The sequence below is a fragment of the Paracoccus yeei ATCC BAA-599 genome, from assembly GCF_000622145.1.
Taxonomy (GTDB): Bacteria; Pseudomonadota; Alphaproteobacteria; order Rhodobacterales; family Rhodobacteraceae; genus Paracoccus; species Paracoccus yeei.
The window spans coordinates 20929-40472 of record NZ_JHWH01000019.1; the positions used below are offsets into that span (position 1 = coordinate 20929).

The following is a 19544-nucleotide window of genomic DNA, read 5'->3' on the forward strand; positions in this document are numbered from 1 at the left end:
GCACCGCGCCAAAGCGCCCTCGCCAAGGTCCGGCGAAGGGGGACTGTCCGTGCGCGCCCGTGCCCAGGCCCTGGGACTGCCTGACGCGCTGCTGGCCGCGATCCCGGATGGGCCCGAGGAGGAGCTGCCGGGCCCGGCCATCCCCGCGGCCGGGCCCGGCGCCCCCATCGGCACCGTGGCTGAGCTTGAGATGCTGGCCGCCGGCTTGCGGCCGGCAGTCCTGCTGCACGGGCCCGAGCCCTGGGTCGCCGGCGTCTGCGACTGGGCGCGGCGGCGGTCGCTGACCGCCATGCCCTCGGCCTGGGCCTTCCTGCCCCAGCGGGACGCGGGCTTGGGGGGCTATGCGAACCTTGCCGCGGCGCGGGTGCCGGCAAGCGGCGCGGCGGGGGAATGGCGGGCGGTCGCCGTCTCGGCCTCAGCGTCATTGGCCTGGCTGCTGTGGCTGGCCGAGGCGCGGGGCTGGGACCGGGTCATGGGCCTTGCGCTGGGATATCCGCCCTGCTGCATCGAGGCGTTCCTGCGCGACTGGCCCCAGGCGGTGACGCATTGCGCGGGCGATCTGGGCCGGATGCGGCTGGGGGCGGAGGGGGCAGAGATGCCGTGGGAGTTGAACGTCTTTGCCCGCTATACCGGTCCCGTCCTGACCGAACATTTCCCCTGTTCCTGGATCTGCGCCACCAGCCTTGCCCGCGCGCGGCGTCTGGCCGGGGGGCTGGCGCGGACGGCCCCCGCGCTTTTGGCCGGGATCGAGGCGCGGATGCGCCGCGACATTGCCCTGGGCCCCGACGGATGGCATCCCGGCCCTCGGCACGATGGCGACCGCGTTCGCATCCTCGTCCCTGTTCTACAAGGAAGCTCCTGATGCGCTATGTCTTTTGTCCCTCTCGCGACGCGGCCGAGGCGCCTTGGCTGGGCGCGACCCAGGGCAAGACCTATGCCCCCTTCGGCCAGGTCACGCTGCGTCCCGACACAAGGCTGTCGACCGAGGGCGTCGATCAGGTCCGGGTCCAGGGTGAAACCCTGGCGATCCATCCCGAAAGCGCCTCATGGGCGTTCCTGAACCCGGACGAGGCCGCGTTGCACCGCTGGATGGACGGGCGGGATTTCGGCGCCCTGGCGGCCCGGATGGACAGCGCCGACGCCGCGCTGGACTTCGCGGCGCATCTGTGGCGGCGCGGGCTGATCGCGCTGAACGGCGCCCGCGCGGTCGATGCCGGGATGTTCGCCGACGGGCCGAACTATGACGAGGGCCACCTGGTCGAGCTTTTGCTGACCGAGAAATGCAACCTCGCCTGTCCCTATTGCCTGGCGGGCGCGAACCAGAAGATGCCCGCGATGGACGAAACCATCGCCCTGCGTTCGGTCGACCTGGCCTTTGCCATGACCGAGGCGCGGGTGCTGGCATTCGAATTCGCCGGGGGCGAGCCGTTCCTGAAATTCGCGATCATGCAGCGGCTGGTGGATCATATCCGCAACCACCCGGGGGCCAGCGGGCGGACGGTGTTCCTGTCGATCCAGACCAATGCCACGCTGCTGACGCCCGAACGCGTGGACTGGCTGCGCGACAATGACATCCGCGTGGGCATCTCGCTGGACGGGGGCGCGCAGGCGCAGAACAGCGGGCGGCCCATGGTGAACGGCAAGGCCAGCTTTCCGGCGCTGATGCGTGGGATCGAGCTGCTTCAGCAGGGCGGCGTCCCCTTCGGGGGCCTCGTGGTGCTGAACCGCATGAACATCGGCGATCCCGACGGGCTGGTGTCCTTCATGCTGGGGCACGCGATCCACGGCTTTCGGGTGAACCCGGTCGCCTATCTGGGCGACGCGCGCAAGAACTGGGACCGGGTGGGGCTGACCCAGGACCAGATCATCGCGTTCTTCCAGGCCCTGCTGCGCGGCGTCATCGCACGGCGCGACCTGCTGCTTGAGGATAACATCCATTCCATGTGCCGCTTTCTGACCAGCAAGCAGCGCCGCACCCGCTGCATGCGGGCCGAGTGCGGGGCAGGCGACAGCTTTCAGTCGGTCGCGGCGAACGGCGATATCTATCCCTGCGGGCGGGCCACGCAATCGCCGGGCCTGCGGCTGGGCAATATCTTCGACGACGGCATCGAGAGCCTGTCCCAGCCGGCCCGCCGTTCCGCCCGCATCGCCGAGATCCGGTCCCGTCGGCCGGCCGATTTCGACGATTGCGCGGTCTGCCCGTATCGGCAGCTCTGCCAGTCGGGCTGTTCGGCGCAGGCCTGGGAAAGCTATGGGACCGTGCGCCACAAGACGCCGGAATGTGCGTTCTACAAGACGCTTTATCCCTGGCTGATGCATCTTCTGTCCTTTGACGCGGCGGCGTTCGACCACCTGAACCGCTGTTCCTACTTCGAAGGGGGCGGCGTGCGGTTCCAGCACGATTTCACGCCCGCGCGGGTGGCGGCATGACCGGTCCGGCATCCGACCTGACAGGGCTGGTCTTTCCAGGCCCCCCGGGCCAAGGCATCGACCACCTGCAGGCGCTCTGGGCGCGGGATTGCGCGCGCCGCGCGGCGGAGATGCTGGAAGGCGCGGACGAGCCCTGCGCGGTCGAGGTCGCGCGCGCCCTGAAGGCCTGCCCCGAGCCGGCGCGGCTGCGGGTCTTTGGCCATCCGCTCGCCTCGCTCGATACCGGGGTCACGGCGCCGGACGGGGTCAAGGACCCGCGCAGCCTGGCCGAGCGACGCGCAGCCCTGGCCCGCCACCTGATCGGCGCCCCGGATATCGAGGATCTGACCCTTGTGTTCACCGGCGGCGATCTGGCGGCGGATCTGATGCTGCCGCATCTGCGCATCGTCCTGCACGCCCCCGGCGCGCGGGTCATCGCCCTGCGCCAAAGCGGCGGCCGCGTCGGGCTGATGCGCGACGACGGCGTATCGGCAACCTTCGGGACCGGCATCCCCGCACCGCCCGGAACCGGGAACGCCCTGTTCCACGCAGCCCCCCGGATCGGCGGCTTTGACGTGCTGAACGCCGACCCTGCGGTGCGGGCGGCCTTGGCGCCCTTCGGTCTGGCAGAGGGCGAGGTGCTGCATGCCGCCATGGCCCGCATCGCAGCTGGCCTTGGGCTGATGGCGCAGGTCTGGTCCGCGGCGGCCGAGACGCTGGCGCGGCATGTCCGGGGCCTGGTCCTGCTGGCGCCGCGCGGCTATGAACGCAGCCATTCGCCGCAATCGCTCTGCGGCACGATCATGATGACGGCGGGGGCGCCGGAAACGGTGGGCGACCTCCTGTGCCACGAATCCAGCCATGTGCGGATGCACTGGGCCAAGGCCGTCGATCCGCTGGTGGTCGCGACCGACCCTGCAGCCGAGGCAGTGGGCTTTGACAGCCCCTGGCGCAGCGACAAGCGCCCGCTGGATGGGCTGCTGCTGGGCGTGCACGCCTTTCTGAACGTCTGCGCCTGGTATGACCGGCTTGCGGCGCGGGGCGGGGCCTCGGCCCGCTTCGCGCGCGGGGTGCTGGCCCGGCAGGCGGCGAACACGCGCCAGGGCTGGCGGGTGCTGTCCGACAACGGCACCGCCACCCCGGCCGGCGCCGGGCTGATGGAGGACCTGCGCCAAGCCGTCGAGGCCCTGCCGAAGGAGACCGCCCATGCCTGAAGCCCCCATTGCCGACGCCATCTTCGCCGACCCCTCCGCGCTTGGACCGGCGCATGTCGACGCCTTTCGCGCCACAGGCGTCACGGTCCTGGGCCCACCCGCGCTTGACGCCGCCCTGCACCGCGCCCTGCTGGAGGAAGCGCTGCGCCAGCTTGACGCCGAAAGCTGGCAGCTGACCGGCAGCCGCGACCGGGGCGAGATCGCGCAGGACAACCGCCGCGCCCATCTGGGCCCCGTCGCGCGGGGCTATCTGTCCTCGGACGCCGTCGGGGCCTGGCTGCACGCGCTGACCGGCGAACGCCTCGCCCCGTCCTGGAGCGCGACCTGCTACACGCGATACACCGGCCCCTCCGAACACATGGGCGAGCATTGCGACAAGGCCGACAGCTGCAAGTACAACCTGCTGACCTATCTGGACGCGGCCTGGCCCGACGGGGTCGAGCCCAGCCCCGGCATGCAGCTGTTCATCTTTCGCGGCGACAACTCGGCCACGGGACTGGCGATGCGGCTGACCGCGCGCAGCAATCGCGCGGCGGCGATCTTCGGTTCGCGCCATGCGCATCTGCGTCCGCCGCTGGCCGCCGGGGAACGGCTGGTGATGCTGGCGGGGTGCTTTCACGTTGCCGGCTGACGGACCGCCCACGGCGTGGGAGGGCTGGCGCCCCGCCGACCCCGGCCTGGCCCACGCCTTCGATCTGTGGCGGGCGGGCCGGCTGGACGCGGCCGAGGCGGCATTTCGTGCGCGACTGGCGGGCGAGGACGCTTGGCGTGGCCTGGGTTCGGTGCTGTGGACCCAGGGCCGGATGGCCGAGGCGCACGAGGCCTTTGCCGTCGCCATCCGGCTGGGGCCGCGCCGGGCGATGAACTGGGGCAATCTGGGCCTGATGCTGCGCGACCTGCGGCGGTTCGCGCCGGCCTTGGCGGCCTTTGACGTCGCGCTGGGACTGGACCCGGCCTATGAACCCGCATGGAACGAGGCCGCGAACGTCCTTTACGACATGGGCCGCCCTGCCAAGGCGCTGCCGCTTTACCGCCGTGCGCTGGCGCTGGATGCCAGGCGGGCGGTCGTGCATCACAACCTGGGCATGTGCCTGACCGTGTTGGGGCGCCGGAACGAGGCCCGCGCCGCCTTTCGCCACGCGCTGAGCCTTGATCCGGCCTATGCCTGGTCGCGCGACATGCTGCGCCGGCTGGAGCGATCTCGCTAGTGCCTGAAGCGGGACGAGATGAACAGGAACTTTCCGTCACTGCCCTCGGCCTGCGGCGCCTCGCGGTGGGGCAGGGTCCGTTCCTCGATCTGCGGGCTGCTGGCTTGCAGGACGTCCAGCATGTCGGGAAAGCCGTGGGCCACGTCCGGCATGCCCGCGATTTCATAGGCCGTCTGCCCAAGCCCGGCGTAGTGGACGACGCTGCCGCCCGTCCGCGTCAGCCGCGCCGCGAAAAACGCGCAGGATATCAGGCAGGCATCGCCGATCTGGCGCGACTCGCCCCTGCGGGCCTGTCTTTGGGCGGCATCCATCAGCCGGACCGTCAACTGGTCCGGCGCGATCGGCCGGTGCATATAGCGCGCCAGCGTCGCCGCCAGGTGGAATTCAAGGTCGGACGACAAGGCGACCTGGCTTTCGCGCACCCCCTCGACCACCAGATCGCGCGCGGCAGAGAGATAGGTGTCCATCATGAAACCATCGACCTCGGGTTGATCGAAATTCGCATCTCCATCATCAAAGTTTGGAGCGACGGCGCCGTGGGTCAAGCCTCTTTTCCGCCGGACCTGCCTGAAAACACAGGGTATTGCGTGCAATTTTCATTTCTTTTGCATTTCTTTCGTGACCTGGCCAAGCGGCCTGCGACCTGGCCGCATCGCAGCGACTGCCGGCCCTGAGCGCGGCGCCGGTCGGCCCGTCCGGCTCTGGGGCAGGGCCGCGACGGCTTCCTGACCTGAAATGACGGTTTCCTGCCCTGCGCCGGGCGGGCGCGGGTGCAAGATCGGGGGATACGCGTCCATCCGCCCGACAGGCCCACGCGAAGGACATCGACATGCTAGACGACAGGATCGCCCGGCTCTTGCAGGACCGCAAACCCGGCCATTCGCTGCCGCGCGACTTCTATGTCGATGAGGAGATCTTTCAGGCCGACATGAAGGCGGTGTTCGAAACCGACTGGCTGTTTGCCTGCAACCTGGCCGAGATCCCGCGCCCGGGCGCTTGCAGATCGGCGACAATCCCATTGTCGTGCTGCGCAACCGCGACGGCGCGGTGGCGGCATTCCCGCGGCGGCAGGAAGGACCAGGCCAAGCGCGACAACGTCGCTGGCGAAAAGGCCACGCTTCTCTCAGCGCAGCGGGTTGATACCCTTGGGCACTAGCCTGCGCGCCCGGCAGGTCGACGGCGACGGCCAGCGTCGCAGTCCGGACCGCGCCGGCCAGCGGTACGGTGCGGATATTGATCTCCAGCGCCGTGCGGATGCCGGCGAAGATCACGAACAGCGCATAGGGCAGCTCGACCTTCCACAGGATCTGTCAGCCGGTCATGCCCATGCCGCGCCGCGTCGATCAGGCGCTCGAGGATTGTCACGCGCTGTTCGTCTGCGGTGGCGTGCGCGTGAACCCCCGGCACGAACAACCCTATCTGGACGCCTTGCGCCGCGCCGCCCATCGCGGGCGCGCCATCGGCCGCTGTCCACGGCACGCTATCTGCTGGCGCGGGCCGGGCTGCTCGACGGCTATCGCTGCACCATCCACTGGGAAAACCGCGCCGCCTTCGAAGAGGATTTCCCGCATCTGACCATCACCGGCACGCTTTACGAAATCGACCGCAACCGGCTGACCTGGTCGGGCGGGGCAGCGACGTGGACGGGCGATCGCCGGGCATGGTATCCTTGCCTCAAGCGCAACGGGCAGGGTGCCGCCCTGCTGGCGAAGACATGGGGCCTGGCCGATGACACAGCGATCCGGGACGGATGTTTCGCCCGCCCGCGCCTTCCTTGATGCGCTGCGCGCCGTTGTCGGGGCCCCGCATGTGCTGACCCGCCCCCAGGACACCGAACGGTTCCGCACCGGATACCGCTCGGGCGGCGGCGAGGCCGAGGCGGTCGTGCGCCCCGGCACCCTGCTCGACATGTGGCGCGTGCTGCAGCTTTGCGTGCAGGCGGGACGGATCGTGATCGTCCAGGCCGCGAACACCGGGCTGACCGAAGGCTCGACCCCCAAGGGCAGCTACGGCCAGCCCGTGGTGATCGTCAGCACGCTGCGGCTGGCGCAGATCCACCTGATCCTGGACGGCACCCAGGTCGTCTGCCACGCCGGCGCGACGCTTTATGGGCTGGAACAGGCGCTTGCACCCCTGGGGCGCGATCCGCATTCGGTGATCGGGTCAAGCTGCATCGGCGCCTCGGTCGTGGGCGGGGTCTGCAACAATTCGGGCGGGGCGCTGGTCCGGCGCGGCCCCGCCTATACCGAGCTTGCGCTGTTCGCCCGGCTGGACGCGGACGGCACCCTGCGGCTGGTGAACAACCTGGGCCTGCGGCTGGGCGACGACCCCGAAACCATCCTGCGCCGCCTGGACGCGGGCAAGATCGGGCCGGATGACGTGGAGGCCCGGGCAGGGGCGGCGTCGGACCACGATTATGCCGCGCGCGTGCGCGATGTCGATGCGCCAACGCCCGGCCGCTTCAACGCCGATCCGGGCCGCCTGCACGAGGCGTCGGGCTGCGCCGGGCGGCTGGCGGTCTTTGCGGTGCGGCTGGACACCTTTGCCCGCCCCGCCGCGACCGAGGTGCTGTATGTCGGCACCAACAGTCCCGAGGCGCTGGCCACCCTGCGCCGGCGGCTGCTGACCGAACTGGACCCGCTGCCGATCGTGGGCGAATACATCCACCGCGAGGCCTGGGACATGGCCGCCCGCTTTGGCCGCGACACCCGCCTGTTCATCGAATGGTTCGGCACGGCGCGGATGCCGGCGCTGTTCGCGGCAAAAGGTTGGGCCGACGCGCGGCTGCGCCGGATTCCGATGACCTCGGACCTGAGCGACCGTTTTCTGCAACTGGCCGGGCAGCTGGCGCCGGGCCGGCTGCCCCGGCGGATGCGCGATTTCCGCGACCGCTTTGAACATCACCTGATCCTGAAGGTCGAAGCCCCTGCCGAACTGGCCGAGCGCATCCTGGAGGAGACGGTGGGCCGCGACGGCTGGTTCCGCTGCACCCCGGCCGAGGGGTCCAAGGCGCTGCTGCATCGCTTTGCCGTGGCCGGCGCCGCCGTCCGCTACGAGGCGATGAACCGCCGCCGCACCGGCGGGCTGGTGGCGCTGGACGTGGCGCTGCGGCGCAACGACCGCGACTGGATCAAGCCCGTCCCGCCGGCCGAGGCGGGGCAGGTCGCGGCGACGCTGGCCTATGGCCATTTCCTGTGCCACGTCTTTCATCTGGACTATGTGCTGAAGAAGGGCGCCGATCCGGCGGCCTTCAAGAAAGCCATGCTGGCGATGCTGGATGCCGAGGGCGCCGAATACCCGGCCGAACACAACGTCGGCCATCTGTATCACGCCAAGCCCCAGCTTGCCGCCTTTTACGAAAGCCTGGACCCGCTGGCGCGGTTCAACCCGGGGATCGGCGGCACGCCCCGGCCCTGACACGTCAGCCGGGCACCTTGATGCCAAGCGCGCCGGCCTTTTGCGCGTCGATTTCGCAGACGGCGGCCTTGGAGAGCGCGGTGCCTTCGGTCGGGGCGGCGGAGCCGTCCAGCGCGTCCTGGGGGTTGGCCGCCGCGCTGGCCTGGGGCGCGGCAGCGGCGGCGACCGGGTTGCCGTCGCCATGGGCGGCATCCTTCGTTTCCGCCGCATCGGCACCGACGCCCGCCTGCTTCTGGGTATCGTCCGGCGCCGCCACGGGCGCAAGATCGGCGGCATCGGCGGCGACCGAGGTGTTCGCCATGGTCGATGTCTGGGTATCCAGCTGCTTCCATTGCGCAAGCAGCGTCTCGGCGCTGACGCCGCAGGCTTTCGCCGCAAGATCGACCGGCACATCGACGACGGTGCCGTCCACCGCGACCCCGACCGATTGCGGGTCGCCCTGCGCCCAGGCCGTCCCCGTCAGCAGGGACAAGGCAAGGGACGCAAGGACGGTCAGACGCTGTGACATGGCTTCAACTCCTCGAATGAACCGGCGGACGCGGGTGCGCCCTCGCCTGCCTCACAGGTTGTTTCCGAACGCCGCCCGCAGGGCGTCCAGCGCCCGCACGTCCGGGGCGCCGTCGCAGGACGTGCGCATGGCGACAAGGCCGCGATCCTCGCCCCCGGTCCCCTCGGCCGCAGGTGCCATGGCATCCGCCACCGGGGACCCGGGCAGGGCCGGGTCGGGCAACGGGTCGCCCGAGGCATGGGCCAGCAGCGCGGCCTTGACCGTTTCGCGGTCCCGGGCCCCAAGGGCCAGGAAGTCGCGGCAGGTCATCGCCTCGAGCCGGGCGGCCGAGTCCTGCGGCGCGTCCTGCGCAAGGCCCGGGGTCGCGGCCATCATGACGATTGCGGAAAGCACGAGTTTCATCCTGGAACCTCCCTCCTTGCGGGACCGAAAGGGGACGAGCGGGCGCCCGCTCGTCCAGCGTCACAGAGTGCCCGCGCCCATCTCGCGGGCGATGTGGTCGGCCTGGCGGATGGCCAGCGCCACGATGGTCAGGGTCGGGTTCTCGGCCGCGCCGGTGGTGAATTGCGAGCCGTCGGACACGAACAGGTTCGGGATGTCGTGGCTTTGCCCCCAGCGGTTCACCACCCCGTCGCGCGGATTGTCCGACATGCGGTTCGAACCGATGTTGTGCGTCGAGGGATAGGGCGGCGTGGGCAGCGAACGCACCGCCCCCGCCGCCTTGTGGATCGCGATGCCGCGCGCATAGGCGTGGTCGCGCATGGCGACGTCGTTCGGATGGTCGTCGTAATGGACCACCGGCGTCGGCAGGCCGAACTGGTCCAGAACGCCCGTGTCCACCGTGATGCGGTTGGTTTCCTGAGGCATGTCCTCGCCCACGATCCACATGCCGGCCATGTTTTCATAGCCGTCCAGCGCGCTGGTGAATTCGCGCCCCCAGGCGCCGGGGTCCAGGAAGGCCGCCATGAAGGGCAGGCCCAGCGACAGGGTTTCCAGCTCGTACCCGGCGACGAAGCCTCGCGCGTGGTCGTGATGGGCCTCGTCCTGCATGATCCCGGCCATGACGGTGCCGCGCCACATCCGCACCGGCTGCTCGAAGATGCTGTAGACCGAGCCCGTCACATGGCGCATGTAGTTGCGCCCGACCTGCCCCGAGGAATTGGCCAGCCCGTCCGGGAACATCGACGAGGCCGAGTTCAGCAGCAGTCGCGGACTTTCGATTGTGTTGCCGGCCACGCAGACCAGCCGCGCGGCTTGGCGCTGTTCGACCCCGTCCGCGTCGAAATAGACCACGCCCGTCACCCGGCCCTTGTCGTCATGTTCGATCCGGGCGGCGTGACAGCGTTCGCGCACCTCGAGGTTGCCGGTTTCCTCGCCCAGCGGGATCTCGGTATAGGCGGTGGACCACTTGGCGCCCCATTTGCAGCCTTGAAAGCAGAAGCCGGTCTGCTGGCAGGCCTGCCGGTTGCCGTATTCGATGGAATTGATCGCCATGCGGCCGGTGTGAACCTTGTCATAGCCGACGGCCTTCGCGCCCTTTTCCATCACCAGATAGTTGTTGTTGCCGGGCAGGCCGGGCAGGCCGTTGGTGCGGGTGACGCCCATCTTGGCCTCGGCCCGCGTGTACCAGGGGTCCATCTCGGCCGCGTCGATGGGCCAGTCCATCAGGCTGGCGCCCTCGACCCGGCCATAGGTCGTCAGCGCCTTCCATTCGTGGTCCTGAAAGCGCAGCGAGGCGCCGGCCCAATGGGTGGTGGTGCCGCCCACCGCCTTGACGATCCAGGACGGCAGGCCCGCGAAGTCGCGCGCCAGCCGGAAGCTGCCGTCCGACCGGCGGGTATCCAGCCAGGCAAGCTGCGCAAAGCTGGCCCATTCGTCGTTGACGTAATCCTCGGGCAGATAGCGGCCGCCGGCTTCCAGCGCGACGACCGGGATGCCCTTTTGCGCCAGTTCGTTGGCGAGCGTGCCGCCGCCCGCGCCGGTGCCGATGATGACGACCACGCTGTCGTCGGTCTTGCTGAACGGAGCAGCCATGTTCCCGGTCCTCCCTTACAGCCAGGCGATGTCGTTGAAGCCGCGGTCGATATAGCCGCCGTGGCTGAAGCTTTCCCCCTCATAGCCGAACAGCGGCCAGATCTCTTTCTGGTTGTAAAGATCCGTCACCAGCCCGGCGCGCACCGTTCGAAAGAACGCGTCCTTTTCGATGGCGCGCAGCACCGCCACGCGGTCCGCCTCCCAAAGGGCGGCGACATAGCTGGCATGGCCCTGGCCGCGCGCGGCGGCGTCAAGGCTGGCGATCCCCGCCTCGACCATGGGGGCCTTTTCGACGGTGTCATAGCCCTTGACGGCGACGGCATAGCGGTCGTCGGGGATGCGGTCGTGGGGATAGATGTCGCGCGCCATCTGCACCAGCGTCGCCATGGTCTGCGGCTTCACGGCCGTCACCTCAAGCGCCCAGGCCGCCGAGCGGCCCGTGACCCAATGCGTGCCGACAAGAAGGCTGGCCCCCGCCGCCACGCTGTGCGTCAGCAGCGCGCGCCGGGTCAGCCCCGCGCGGTCGATCCTGTTCATTCTGTCCTCCCTTGGTCAGGCCCCCTCCCCGGGGCCTTCAGCGATAGCGGCCCTGCCGCTGCAGCACCTCGATCTGATAGCCGTCCGGGTCGGCGATGAAGAAGAAGCGCGCGATCACCTCGCCCCCCGGGGCAAAGTCGACCAGCTTGCGCGGCGCGAAGCCGGCTTCCGTCAGGCGCGCGTGTTCGGCGGCCAGGTCGTCGACCACGAAGGCCAGGTGGCCATAGCCGTCGCCCAGGTCATAGGGCCGCTCGCGGTCCTTGTTGACGGTCAGCTCCAGTTCGAAATCGGCCTCGGCATTGCGCAGATAGAGCAGGGTGAAGCCCTCGAAGTCCAGCCGCGTGTCCACCTTGAGCCCGAAGGCGCGGTCGTAGAAATCCACCGAGCGCCCTTCGTCCAGCACCCGGATCATCGAATGGATTGCCTTGGCCATCGCGCCGTTCCCGTCCCGTCCCCTGTCTGTCCTGATGGTACGGACATTCGGGCGCGGGCGGGTAGTAGCAGGGTACTACAGGCGGTTCCGGGGCGCTATTCGGCCGCCGCCGCGAAGGCGGCGTCCCGGCCGTGCTGGGCCTCGATCAGGCAGGCGCAGCGCAGAAGCGAGGCGAAGTTCCGAGTCTCGCTTTGCAGTTCCTGCACCTCGTCGTAAAGCCGCGAGATGAAGGCCGGCGTCGTCATCCCCTCGCGCGCGGCCATGCCGTCGAGGATGCGCCAGAAGCCGCGCTCCAGCCGGATGCTGGTCGAATGGCCGCTGAGCCGAAGGCGACGGGTAACGGGTTCGTAGCTTTCAGGACGCTGGCTGGCATAGACTTGACACATAGGGTCCTCTTTGCTTGCTCCGACCCCGGCTGTCGCGACGCCGGGGCCTTGCCTGAATTTGGTGCAGTTGCGCCAGGGGAGCAATGGCCGACGGCGGCAAATTGCGCCGCCGGCCCGAACCGAAGGGCAGGCGATCGGCGCCGTGCGGGGACGCCCGACAGCGCCCGGTCAGGGACCACGGCCACATGGACCGTCGCGCGGCGCCGTGCCGCCGTGGATCTGGTGGCGGCAGCTGGTGCCGCTGGCGACGATCAGATTGTCGGCGCTGTTGCGGCGGGGGGATCAAGGCCCCGGTTCCGCCTCCGGCGGGGATATTTGAGCAAGAAAGAAGCCGGGGTGCGGGGCGGCTCGGTGGCCGCCCCCCTTCCTTTTCAGCCCATGCGCTCGGAGGCGTAGCTTCCCGGCGATGCGGGGAAGACGACGGTCTTGTTGCCGTTCAGGAACACGCGGCGGTGGATGTGGGCGTGGATGGCACGCGCCAGCACCTGGCTTTCCACGTCGCGGCCAAGGCTCACGTAATCCTCGGGCGACTGGGCGTGGGTCACGCGGATGGTGTCCTGCTCGATGATCGGGCCCTCGTCCAGGTCGGCGGTCACATAGTGGCTGGTCGCCCCGATCAGCTTCACGCCGCGCTCGAAGGCCTGCTTGTAGGGGTTGGCGCCCTTGAAGGACGGCAGGAACGAATGGTGGATGTTGATGATGCGGCCCGACATCTTCTGGCACATCGCGTCCGACAGGACCTGCATGTAGCGCGCCAGCACGATCAGCTCGGCCCCGGTCTCCTCGACCACCGCCAGGATGCGCGCCTCGGCCTCGGGCTTGTTCTCCTTCGTCACCCGGATCATGTGGAACGGGATGTCGTGGTTCACCACCACCTTCTGATAGTCCATGTGGTTCGAGATCACCGCCACGATCTCGATCGGCAGCGCGCCGATGCGCCAGCGGTAGAGAAGGTCGTTCAGGCAATGGCCGAAGCGCGAGACCATGATCACGACCTTCATCTTCTCGGCCTCGTCGTGGAAGGCATAGTCCATGCCGAAGGCCTGCGCCGCGGGCGCCAGGCTTTGCTGCAGCGCCGCAAGCCCGGTGCCCTCTTCGGAGACAAAGCTCACGCGCATGAAGAAGCGGCCGGTCTCGACATCGTCGAACTGGCTCGAATCGACGATGTTGCAGCCCTGCTCGGCCAGCGCGGTCGAGATCGCGGCCACGATCCCCCGGGTCGAGGGGCAGGTGACGGTCAGGCAATACTTGGTCATCGGGCTCTCTCCACTGTCATGTCGCCGCGGCACGCGCCGGGCCCGGCTTTCACTGTTTGTCAAATACCCCGGGGGGACGCCCGGCACGGGCGTGGGGGCAGCGCCCCCGCCCCCGCCGCAGGCTCACGCGGCCCCGGTCAGATCGGGCTCGGCCAGCCCGTTCGCCCGGCAGCAGGCGGTCAGCGTGTTGGCCAGCAGGCAGGCGATGGTCATCGGCCCGACGCCTCCCGGCACCGGGGTGATGGCGCCGGCGACCCGGGCCGCGCTGTCGAAATCCACGTCGCCGACCAGCCGGGTGCGGCCGTCCTCCTCGATGCGGTTGATGCCGACGTCGATCACCGTGGCCCCACGCTTGATCCAGTCGCCCCGGATCATCCGCGGCCGGCCGACGGCGGCGACCAGGATGTCGGCGCCGCGGCAGACGGCCGCCAGGTCGCGGGTGCGCGAATGGGCGATGGTCACCGTGCAGTTCTCGGCCAGCAGAAGCTGCGCCATCGGCTTGCCGACGATGTTCGAGCGCCCGACCACGACCGCGTTCAGCCCGGAAAGATCGCCCAGCCGGTCCTTGAGCAGCATGATGCAGCCCAGGGGCGTGCAGGGCACCATCGCCCTTTGCCCGGTGCCCAGGAGGCCCACGTTGCCGATGGTGAACCCGTCCACGTCCTTGGCGGGGTCGATGGCGTTGATCACCGCCTCGGCGTCCATGTGCCCGGGCAGCGGCAGCTGCACCAGGATGCCGTGCACCGCCGGGTCATGGTTCAGCGTCTCGATCAGCGCCAGCAGATCCGCCTGCGCCGTCTCGGCCGGCAGCCTGTGCTCCCACGAGGCCATGCCCGCCTCGCGCGTCTGGACGCCCTTGTTCCTGACATAGACCGCCGAAGCCGGGTCCTCGCCCACCAGCACCACCGCCAACCCCGGCACGATCCCCCGCGCCGCAAGCCCCGAAACCGCATCGGCAACCCGACCCCGCAAACCCAACGCAAAGGACTTCCCGTCGATGATCTTGCTCATGCCCGGGTCTCCTGCTGTTCGGCAGCGTCGAGAAGCGCGTGCCAGATGGTGCCGGCGGCCGAGCGCATGCCCAGCACCGCCAGCCGGTCCGCGGCGCGGCGGATGACGAAGACGCTCATGTGGTGAAAGCCGCAGCGGGTGGCCGAGCCGGGGCCGAAGCGGGCCGGATCGACATTCACCAGCTTTTCCATCAGCGCGACCAGCACCGGCTCGGGCGCGGTGATCTCGAAAGCGGCGAAACCGTCGGTCTGCTCGGTCACCGAGACGCCGGGGCCGGCGAGCCCGGCCGCGACATCCGAAGCCGCCCGGCCGGGGAATTCGACCATCCACTGGTCGGGCCCGGTCCAGAAGGCGGCGATGCCTTCGCCTTCGGCCCAGCCGCCGGGGCCGGGCAGGGCGAAGCCCAGCCCGGGCACCGCGCCGCCCCGGCGCAGGGCCAGCGAGGCGAGGCCAAGCTCGGCATTTTCGGACAGGGTCACCGCGCCGATGGTGCGGCTTTGCGGCACGGCGGCGCCCAGGGCGCAGATCGGCGTCAGATCAGTCTTGACGGGCTCAGTCACGGACGCGGCCTCCTTCGGGGTCAACGAAATGGGCCGAGACCACGCGCAGACGCACGGACTGGCCTTGCAGCGGGTTGGCGGCGACCACCACCTCGCCCTTGCGGCTGTCGCCATTCACCAGATAGCCCAGCCCGATGGCGCTGCCGACATGCGGCGAATAGCAGGCCGAGGTGATCCAGCCCTGGTCGTTCGCAGTATCCTGCGCCGCGCCTTCGGCGAAAAGATGCGCCCCGGCCATGACCGGATCGGCAGGATCGACGGGCTGGAACCCGACCAGCACGCGGCGGTCGGCGACCAGCCCCTCGCGCCGCGACAGCGCCGCGCCGATCGAGTCCTTCCTGGTCGAGACCATCTTGCCCATGCCCAGCATCTGCGCCGTGGTCTGGCCGTTCAGCTCATTGCCGGCGGCATGGCCCTTTTCGATGCGCAGGACGCCCAGCGTCTCGGTGCCATAGGGGGTGGCGCCCAGGTCGGCGCCGACCTGCATCATCCGCGCCATCAGCGCATTGCCATAGCGCGCCGGCACCGCGATCTCATAGGCCAATTCGCCCGAGAAGCTGATACGGAACAGCCGCGCCCGAAGGCCGCCGCAGACCGTCAGGTTGGCGCAGGCCATGAAGGGGAAGCCCTCGTTCGAGATGTCGAACCCGTCCACCACCCGCTCCAGCAGCTTGCGGGCATGGGGGCCGGCGACCGACATCTGCGCCCAGGCATCGGTGGTCGAGATCAGCTGCACGTCGAGTTCCGGCCACAGGCATTGCCGGCAGAACTCCATGTGCTTGTAGATCGTGCCGGCATTGGCCGTGGTCGTGGTCACGACATACTGGTCCTCGGCCAGCCGGGCGCAGGTGCCGTCGTCCCAGGCAAAGCCGTCCTCGCGCAGCATCAGCCCATAGCGGACCATGCCGACTTTCAGCGATTTCATGGCATTGGCATAGACCCGGTCCAGGAACTCGCCGGCGTCAGTGCCCTGCACGTCGACCTTGCCCAGCGTGGTCACGTCGCAGATACCGACGCCCGCGCGGGTGGCCAGGACCTCGCGGTCCACGGTCTGGCGCCAGGTGGTTTCGCCCTTGCGGGGGAAATACTGCGCCCGCATCCATTGCCCGACCTCGACGAAGACCGCGCCCTGCGATTTCGCCCATTCATGCGTCGGCGTCAGCCGGCGCGGGCGGAAATGCACGCCGGTGTCGCCGCCGCCCAGCACCGACATGGACACCGGCGTATAGGGCGGGCGGAAGATCGTCGTGCCGGTCTGGCCCAACGACTGGCCCGTCAGTTCCGCCATCACCGCGATCGCAGTGACGTTCGAGGTCTTGCCCTGGTCGGTTGCCATGCCCAGCGTGGTCCAGCGCTTCAGGTGCTCGACCGGGCGCATGTTTTCCACATAGGCCAGCTTCACGTCCTTGACGGTGACGTCGTTCTGGAAATCGACCCAGGCGCGGCCCTTGCCGGGGACGTGCCACAGCGGCCTGAGGTTCAGTGCCTCGTCCTCGGCGCGGGGCAGGTCGGGCAGATGCGCGCCGATGCCGATATCGGCCAGCGCGGCGAGCGCCGCCTGCGCGCCCGAGGCTAGCGCCTGCGCGGTCGAGCCCTTGCCGGCGGCGGCGCCGGCGATGCTGAGGCCCGCAACATTGCCGTCCTCGGCCAGGAAGGCTTGCGCGGCCTCGTTCCAGACCGGTCGCCCGCGATGGTGCGAGGCGATATGCAGGTTCGGGTTCCAGCCGCCCGAGACGCCGAGCGCGCCGCAGTCGATCCATTCCGCGCGGCCGTTCTGCGTCACCTCGACCTTGCTCAGGCCCAGCCGGCCCTTGCTGTCGGTGACCATGCCGCCGGCAATGGTGCGCCAGCTGCCGCGCGCGGGCGCGTCGGGGCGACTGTCGACAACGGCGGCGATCTCGACCCCCTTGGCGGCCAGGTCGGCGGCGGTGCGGTGGCCGTCGTCGTTGTTGGTGAAGATCGCGACCCGCTTGGCCGGGCTGACCGCCCAGCGGTTGGCATAGGCCCGCATCGCGCCCGCCATCATCACCCCCGGCCGGTCGTTGTTGGCGAAGGGAATATGACGCTCGGTCGCGCCGGCGGCCAGGATCGCGCGCTTGGCGGTGATGCGCCACAGCGATTGGCGCACGCGCTTGCCGGGCGTCGGCAGGTGGTCCGAGACACGTTCCACAGCGCCATAGATGCCATGGTCGAAGGCGCCCCAGACCGTGGTGCGGCGCATGACGCGCAGGTTCGGCAGGCTGGCGAATTCGGCCTCGAGTTCGGCGATCCATTCGGTCGCCGGCCGGTCCAGCGGCGCGCGTTCGGCAAGCAAGCGGCCGCCCAGGCGGAAGTCCTCGTCGGCCAGGATCACCCGTGCGCCGGTCCGCGCCGCGGTCAGCGCCGCCGCAAGCCCCGCCGCGCCGCCGCCGATGACCAGCAGGTCGCAATGCAGGAAGCCCGAGTCATAGCTGTCCGGGTCGGCCTGCATCGACAGGCTGCCGAGGCCCGCCGCGCGACGGATCATCGGCTCATAAAGCTTTTCCCAGAACGCCTTGGGCCACATGAAGGTCTTGTAATAGAAGCCCGCCGCGAAAAAGGGCGACATCAGGTCGTTCACCGCCAGCAGATCGAAGCTCAGCGAGCCGACATGGTTCTGGCTGCGGGCGTCCAGCCCCTCGAACAGCTCGGCCACGGTGGCGCGGGTGTTCGGCTCTTGCCGGTTGCCCTGGCGCAGTTCCACCAGCGCGTTCGGTTCCTCGGAGCCGGCGGTAAAGACGCCGCGCGGGCGGTGATACTTGAAGCCGCGGCCCATCAGCCGCACGTCGTTGGCAAGCAGTGCCGAGGCCAGCGTGTCGCCGGCGTGCCCGGTATAGGACTTGCCGTCGAAGGTGAAATTCAGGCTGCGGTTGCGGTCGATCAGACCGCCGGACAGACGGGTCATGCCGCACCGCCTTTCAGCATCGCCAGCTTGACGTCGCGGGCAAGCTCGGCGCCCAGGATCTCATGCGTGACGGTGTTGCGGGTGACGACCAGCCAGCTGCGGTCGCCCTGCTCGTGGAACCACAGCTCGCGGTGGACGCCGGCCGGGTTGTCGCGCAGGTGCTGGTATTCATAGAAGCGCTGCGGCGCGTCGGCGGCCATGCCGTCGGGACGCTCCAGTAGGGTGGCATCGCCGAGATACGAGAACTCTTCCGAGTCGCGCAGGCCAAGCAGGGGATGGGGGATCAGCATCGTTTGGCCCTCAGTGCAGATTGGGCGTCGCGCCCATGCCTTTTTCGTCGATGGGATAGCCGCGCTCGAACCGGTCCAGGCGATAGGCGCGGGCGGTGTCGTGCGGCGTGTCGGTGGCCAGCAGATGCGCGAAGGCATAGCCCGAGGCCGGGGTGGCCTTGAAGCCGCCATAGCACCAGCCGGCGTTCAGATAGAGCCCCTCGACCGGCGTCTTGTCGATGATGGGCGAGCCGTCCATCGACATGTCCATGATGCCGCCCCAGATCCGCAGCAGCCGCGCCCGGCCGATGGCCGGCATCAGCGCCATGCCGCCCTGGGCCACGTCCTCGATCACCGCCATGTTGCCGCGTTGGGCGTACGAATTGTAGCCGTCGATGTCGCCGCCAAAGACTAACCCGCCTTTGTCGGACTGGCTGACATAGAAATGCCCGGCGCCGAAGGTGATGACGCCGTCGATCACCGGCTTCAGCCCCTCGGAGACGAAGGCTTGCAGCACATGGCTTTCGATCGGCAGGCGCATTCCGGCCATGGCCATGACCCGGCCCGACGAGCCCGCGACCGCCACGCCGACCTTCTTCGCGGCGATATAGCCGCGCGAGGTCTCGACGCCGCGCAGCCTGCCGCCCTCGATGCGGAAGCCGGTGACTTCGCAGTTCTGGATCAGGTCGACGCCGGCCCGGTCGGCGCCGCGGGCATAGCCCCAGGCGACGCCGTCATGGCGCGCGGTCCCGGCCCGGCGCTGCAGCAGCCCGCCCTTGATCGGGAAGCGGGCATTGTCGAAGTTCAGCCAGGGATACATGGCGCGCACGCCCTCGCGGTCCAGCAGTTCGGCATCGGCGCCCGCCAGCAGCATGGCATTGCCGCGCCGGCGATAGGCGTCGCGCTGGCCGTCGCTGTGGATCAGGTTCAGGATCCCGCGCTGGCTGACCATGGCGTTGAAATTGAATTCCTGTTCAAGCCCTTCCCAAAGCTTCATCGAGAATTCATAGAACGGCTCGTTGCCCGGCAGCAGGTAGTTCGAGCGGATGATCGTGGTGTTGCGCCCGATGTTGCCCGAGCCCAGCCAGCTTTTCTCGAGCACCGCGATGCGGGCCTGCTTGAAGGTCCTGGCCAGGTAATAGGCGGTTGCCAGTCCATGCCCGCCGCCGCCGACGATGATGTAATCGTAGGACGGCTGCGGATCGGGATTGCGCCAGATCGGCTTCCAGCCCTTGTGGCCGGTCAGGGCCTCCTTGATGACACGAAATCCCGAATATCTCACGGCGCCAGCACTCCGATTCGCCTTTCTTCGCAGGAAAGATACGCAAGATTTCGGGTGTCATTTGCCTTGAGAGGACAGGAATTTGCCTGTAAGGGAC

The 19544-nt window shown here is 69.2% G+C and carries 21 protein-coding genes; 8 read left to right on the forward strand and 13 right to left on the reverse strand.

Going from position 1 to position 19544, the window contains the following annotated elements:
- Positions 1-49: 49 nt before the first annotated feature.
- The 5 genes from BU28_RS25845 to BU28_RS0111665 are packed head-to-tail and all read left to right on the forward strand — an operon-like array spanning position 50 to position 4831.
- A complete protein-coding gene (locus BU28_RS25845; protein ID WP_028719642.1) occupies positions 50-862 on the forward strand; it encodes a hypothetical protein in 813 nt (270 codons plus the stop codon).
- On the forward strand, positions 862-2430 hold the full coding sequence (locus BU28_RS0111645) for a radical SAM/SPASM domain-containing protein (protein WP_028719643.1): 1569 nt from the start codon (positions 862-864) through the stop codon (positions 2428-2430). Before BU28_RS25845 ends, BU28_RS0111645 begins: the two co-directional genes overlap by 1 nt.
- A complete protein-coding gene (locus BU28_RS0111650) occupies positions 2427-3623 on the forward strand; it encodes an aKG-HExxH-type peptide beta-hydroxylase (protein WP_028719644.1) in 1197 nt (398 codons plus the stop codon). The genes BU28_RS0111645 and BU28_RS0111650 overlap by 4 nt, the downstream gene beginning before the upstream one ends.
- On the forward strand, positions 3616-4254 hold the full coding sequence (locus BU28_RS24195) for a hypothetical protein (RefSeq protein WP_051578146.1): 639 nt from the start codon (positions 3616-3618) through the stop codon (positions 4252-4254). Before BU28_RS0111650 ends, BU28_RS24195 begins: the two co-directional genes overlap by 8 nt.
- Positions 4244-4831, forward strand: a complete 588-nt coding sequence (locus tag BU28_RS0111665; protein ID WP_028719646.1) for a tetratricopeptide repeat protein — start codon at positions 4244-4246, stop codon at positions 4829-4831. The genes BU28_RS24195 and BU28_RS0111665 overlap by 11 nt, the downstream gene beginning before the upstream one ends.
- Here the strand turns inward: BU28_RS0111665 and BU28_RS0111670 are convergent.
- Positions 4828-5301, reverse strand: a complete 474-nt coding sequence (locus BU28_RS0111670) for a hypothetical protein (protein ID WP_081791361.1) — start codon at positions 5299-5301, stop codon at positions 4828-4830. The two genes, BU28_RS0111665 and BU28_RS0111670, sit on opposite strands and share 4 nt — an antisense overlap.
- Positions 5302-5660: 359 nt before the next feature.
- Here BU28_RS0111670 and BU28_RS0111675 point away from each other — a divergent pair, with 359 nt between their 5' ends.
- The 3 genes from BU28_RS0111675 to dld are packed head-to-tail and all read left to right on the forward strand — an operon-like array spanning position 5661 to position 8248.
- Positions 5661-5987, forward strand: coding sequence for a hypothetical protein (locus BU28_RS0111675; RefSeq protein ID WP_028719648.1), 327 nt, complete (start codon positions 5661-5663; stop codon positions 5985-5987).
- Positions 5977-6609 carry a type 1 glutamine amidotransferase family protein gene (locus tag BU28_RS26085; RefSeq protein WP_198944980.1) on the forward strand — a complete coding sequence of 211 codons (633 nt, stop codon included), beginning with the start codon at positions 5977-5979 and terminating at the stop codon, positions 6607-6609. Before BU28_RS0111675 ends, BU28_RS26085 begins: the two co-directional genes overlap by 11 nt.
- Positions 6560-8248, forward strand: a complete 1689-nt coding sequence (gene dld / locus BU28_RS0111680; protein WP_028719649.1) for a D-lactate dehydrogenase — start codon at positions 6560-6562, stop codon at positions 8246-8248. The genes BU28_RS26085 and dld overlap by 50 nt, the downstream gene beginning before the upstream one ends.
- A 4-nt stretch (positions 8249-8252) precedes the next feature.
- Here dld and BU28_RS0111685 read toward each other — a convergent pair whose 3' ends face one another.
- The 12 genes from BU28_RS0111685 to BU28_RS0111740 form a co-directional block, all read right to left on the reverse strand.
- Positions 8253-8756 (reverse strand): hypothetical protein, encoded by a 504-nt coding sequence (locus BU28_RS0111685; RefSeq protein ID WP_028719650.1) that lies wholly within the window; start codon positions 8754-8756, stop codon positions 8253-8255.
- A 51-nt stretch (positions 8757-8807) separates the two neighbouring features.
- Complete coding sequence (locus tag BU28_RS0111690) at positions 8808-9158, reverse strand: HdeA/HdeB family chaperone (RefSeq protein WP_028719651.1); 351 nt, start codon at positions 9156-9158, stop codon at positions 8808-8810.
- A 60-nt stretch (positions 9159-9218) separates the two neighbouring features.
- On the reverse strand, positions 9219-10790 hold the full coding sequence (locus BU28_RS0111695; protein WP_028719652.1) for a GMC family oxidoreductase: 1572 nt from the start codon (positions 10788-10790) through the stop codon (positions 9219-9221).
- 15 nt (positions 10791-10805) lie between these two features.
- Complete coding sequence (locus tag BU28_RS0111700; RefSeq protein WP_028719653.1) at positions 10806-11327, reverse strand: twin-arginine translocation pathway signal; 522 nt, start codon at positions 11325-11327, stop codon at positions 10806-10808.
- A 37-nt stretch (positions 11328-11364) separates the two neighbouring features.
- Entirely contained in the window at positions 11365-11760 is a 396-nt protein-coding gene (locus tag BU28_RS0111705; protein ID WP_028719654.1) for a VOC family protein, read from the reverse strand.
- 95 nt (positions 11761-11855) lie between these two features.
- A complete protein-coding gene (locus BU28_RS0111710; protein WP_028719655.1) occupies positions 11856-12146 on the reverse strand; it encodes a ribbon-helix-helix domain-containing protein in 291 nt (96 codons plus the stop codon).
- A gap of 371 nt (positions 12147-12517) precedes the next feature.
- A complete protein-coding gene (purU, locus tag BU28_RS0111715) occupies positions 12518-13402 on the reverse strand; it encodes a formyltetrahydrofolate deformylase (RefSeq protein ID WP_028719656.1) in 885 nt (294 codons plus the stop codon).
- A gap of 123 nt (positions 13403-13525) precedes the next feature.
- The gene (gene folD / locus BU28_RS0111720) at positions 13526-14413 is read right to left on the reverse strand and encodes a bifunctional methylenetetrahydrofolate dehydrogenase/methenyltetrahydrofolate cyclohydrolase FolD (RefSeq protein WP_028719657.1); all 888 of its coding nucleotides are present in this window, start codon (positions 14411-14413) and stop codon (positions 13526-13528) included.
- Positions 14410-14973, reverse strand: coding sequence for a sarcosine oxidase subunit gamma (locus tag BU28_RS0111725; protein ID WP_028719658.1), 564 nt, complete (start codon positions 14971-14973; stop codon positions 14410-14412). The genes folD and BU28_RS0111725 overlap by 4 nt, the downstream gene beginning before the upstream one ends.
- Positions 14966-17896 carry a sarcosine oxidase subunit alpha family protein gene (locus BU28_RS0111730; RefSeq protein ID WP_028719659.1) on the reverse strand — a complete coding sequence of 977 codons (2931 nt, stop codon included), beginning with the start codon at positions 17894-17896 and terminating at the stop codon, positions 14966-14968. The genes BU28_RS0111725 and BU28_RS0111730 overlap by 8 nt, the downstream gene beginning before the upstream one ends.
- On the reverse strand, positions 17893-18186 hold the full coding sequence (locus BU28_RS0111735; RefSeq protein WP_018001665.1) for a sarcosine oxidase subunit delta: 294 nt from the start codon (positions 18184-18186) through the stop codon (positions 17893-17895). The genes BU28_RS0111730 and BU28_RS0111735 overlap by 4 nt, the downstream gene beginning before the upstream one ends.
- A gap of 10 nt (positions 18187-18196) precedes the next feature.
- Positions 18197-19447, reverse strand: a complete 1251-nt coding sequence (locus BU28_RS0111740; protein ID WP_028719660.1) for a sarcosine oxidase subunit beta family protein — start codon at positions 19445-19447, stop codon at positions 18197-18199.
- Positions 19448-19544: the final 97 nt, after the last annotated feature.

Coding starts and splice junctions, on each gene's coding strand:
- BU28_RS0111645 (WP_028719643.1), top strand. CDS start 862: ATGCGCTATGTCTTTTGTCCCTCTCGCGACGCGGCCGAGGCGCCTTGG.
- BU28_RS0111650 (WP_028719644.1), top strand. CDS start 2,427: ATGACCGGTCCGGCATCCGACCTGACAGGGCTGGTCTTTCCAGGCCCC.
- BU28_RS24195 (WP_051578146.1), top strand. CDS start 3,616: ATGCCTGAAGCCCCCATTGCCGACGCCATCTTCGCCGACCCCTCCGCG.
- BU28_RS0111670 (WP_081791361.1), bottom strand. CDS start 5,301: ATGATGGACACCTATCTCTCTGCCGCGCGCGATCTGGTGGTCGAGGGG.
- BU28_RS0111675 (WP_028719648.1), top strand. CDS start 5,661: ATGCTAGACGACAGGATCGCCCGGCTCTTGCAGGACCGCAAACCCGGC.
- dld (WP_028719649.1), top strand. CDS start 6,560: ATGACACAGCGATCCGGGACGGATGTTTCGCCCGCCCGCGCCTTCCTT.
- BU28_RS0111685 (WP_028719650.1), bottom strand. CDS start 8,756: ATGTCACAGCGTCTGACCGTCCTTGCGTCCCTTGCCTTGTCCCTGCTG.
- BU28_RS0111690 (WP_028719651.1), bottom strand. CDS start 9,158: ATGAAACTCGTGCTTTCCGCAATCGTCATGATGGCCGCGACCCCGGGC.
- BU28_RS0111695 (WP_028719652.1), bottom strand. CDS start 10,790: ATGGCTGCTCCGTTCAGCAAGACCGACGACAGCGTGGTCGTCATCATC.
- BU28_RS0111700 (WP_028719653.1), bottom strand. CDS start 11,327: ATGAACAGGATCGACCGCGCGGGGCTGACCCGGCGCGCGCTGCTGACG.
- BU28_RS0111705 (WP_028719654.1), bottom strand. CDS start 11,760: ATGGCCAAGGCAATCCATTCGATGATCCGGGTGCTGGACGAAGGGCGC.
- BU28_RS0111710 (WP_028719655.1), bottom strand. CDS start 12,146: ATGTGTCAAGTCTATGCCAGCCAGCGTCCTGAAAGCTACGAACCCGTT.
- purU (WP_028719656.1), bottom strand. CDS start 13,402: ATGACCAAGTATTGCCTGACCGTCACCTGCCCCTCGACCCGGGGGATC.
- folD (WP_028719657.1), bottom strand. CDS start 14,413: ATGAGCAAGATCATCGACGGGAAGTCCTTTGCGTTGGGTTTGCGGGGT.
- BU28_RS0111730 (WP_028719659.1), bottom strand. CDS start 17,896: ATGACCCGTCTGTCCGGCGGTCTGATCGACCGCAACCGCAGCCTGAAT.
- BU28_RS0111735 (WP_018001665.1), bottom strand. CDS start 18,186: ATGCTGATCCCCCATCCCCTGCTTGGCCTGCGCGACTCGGAAGAGTTC.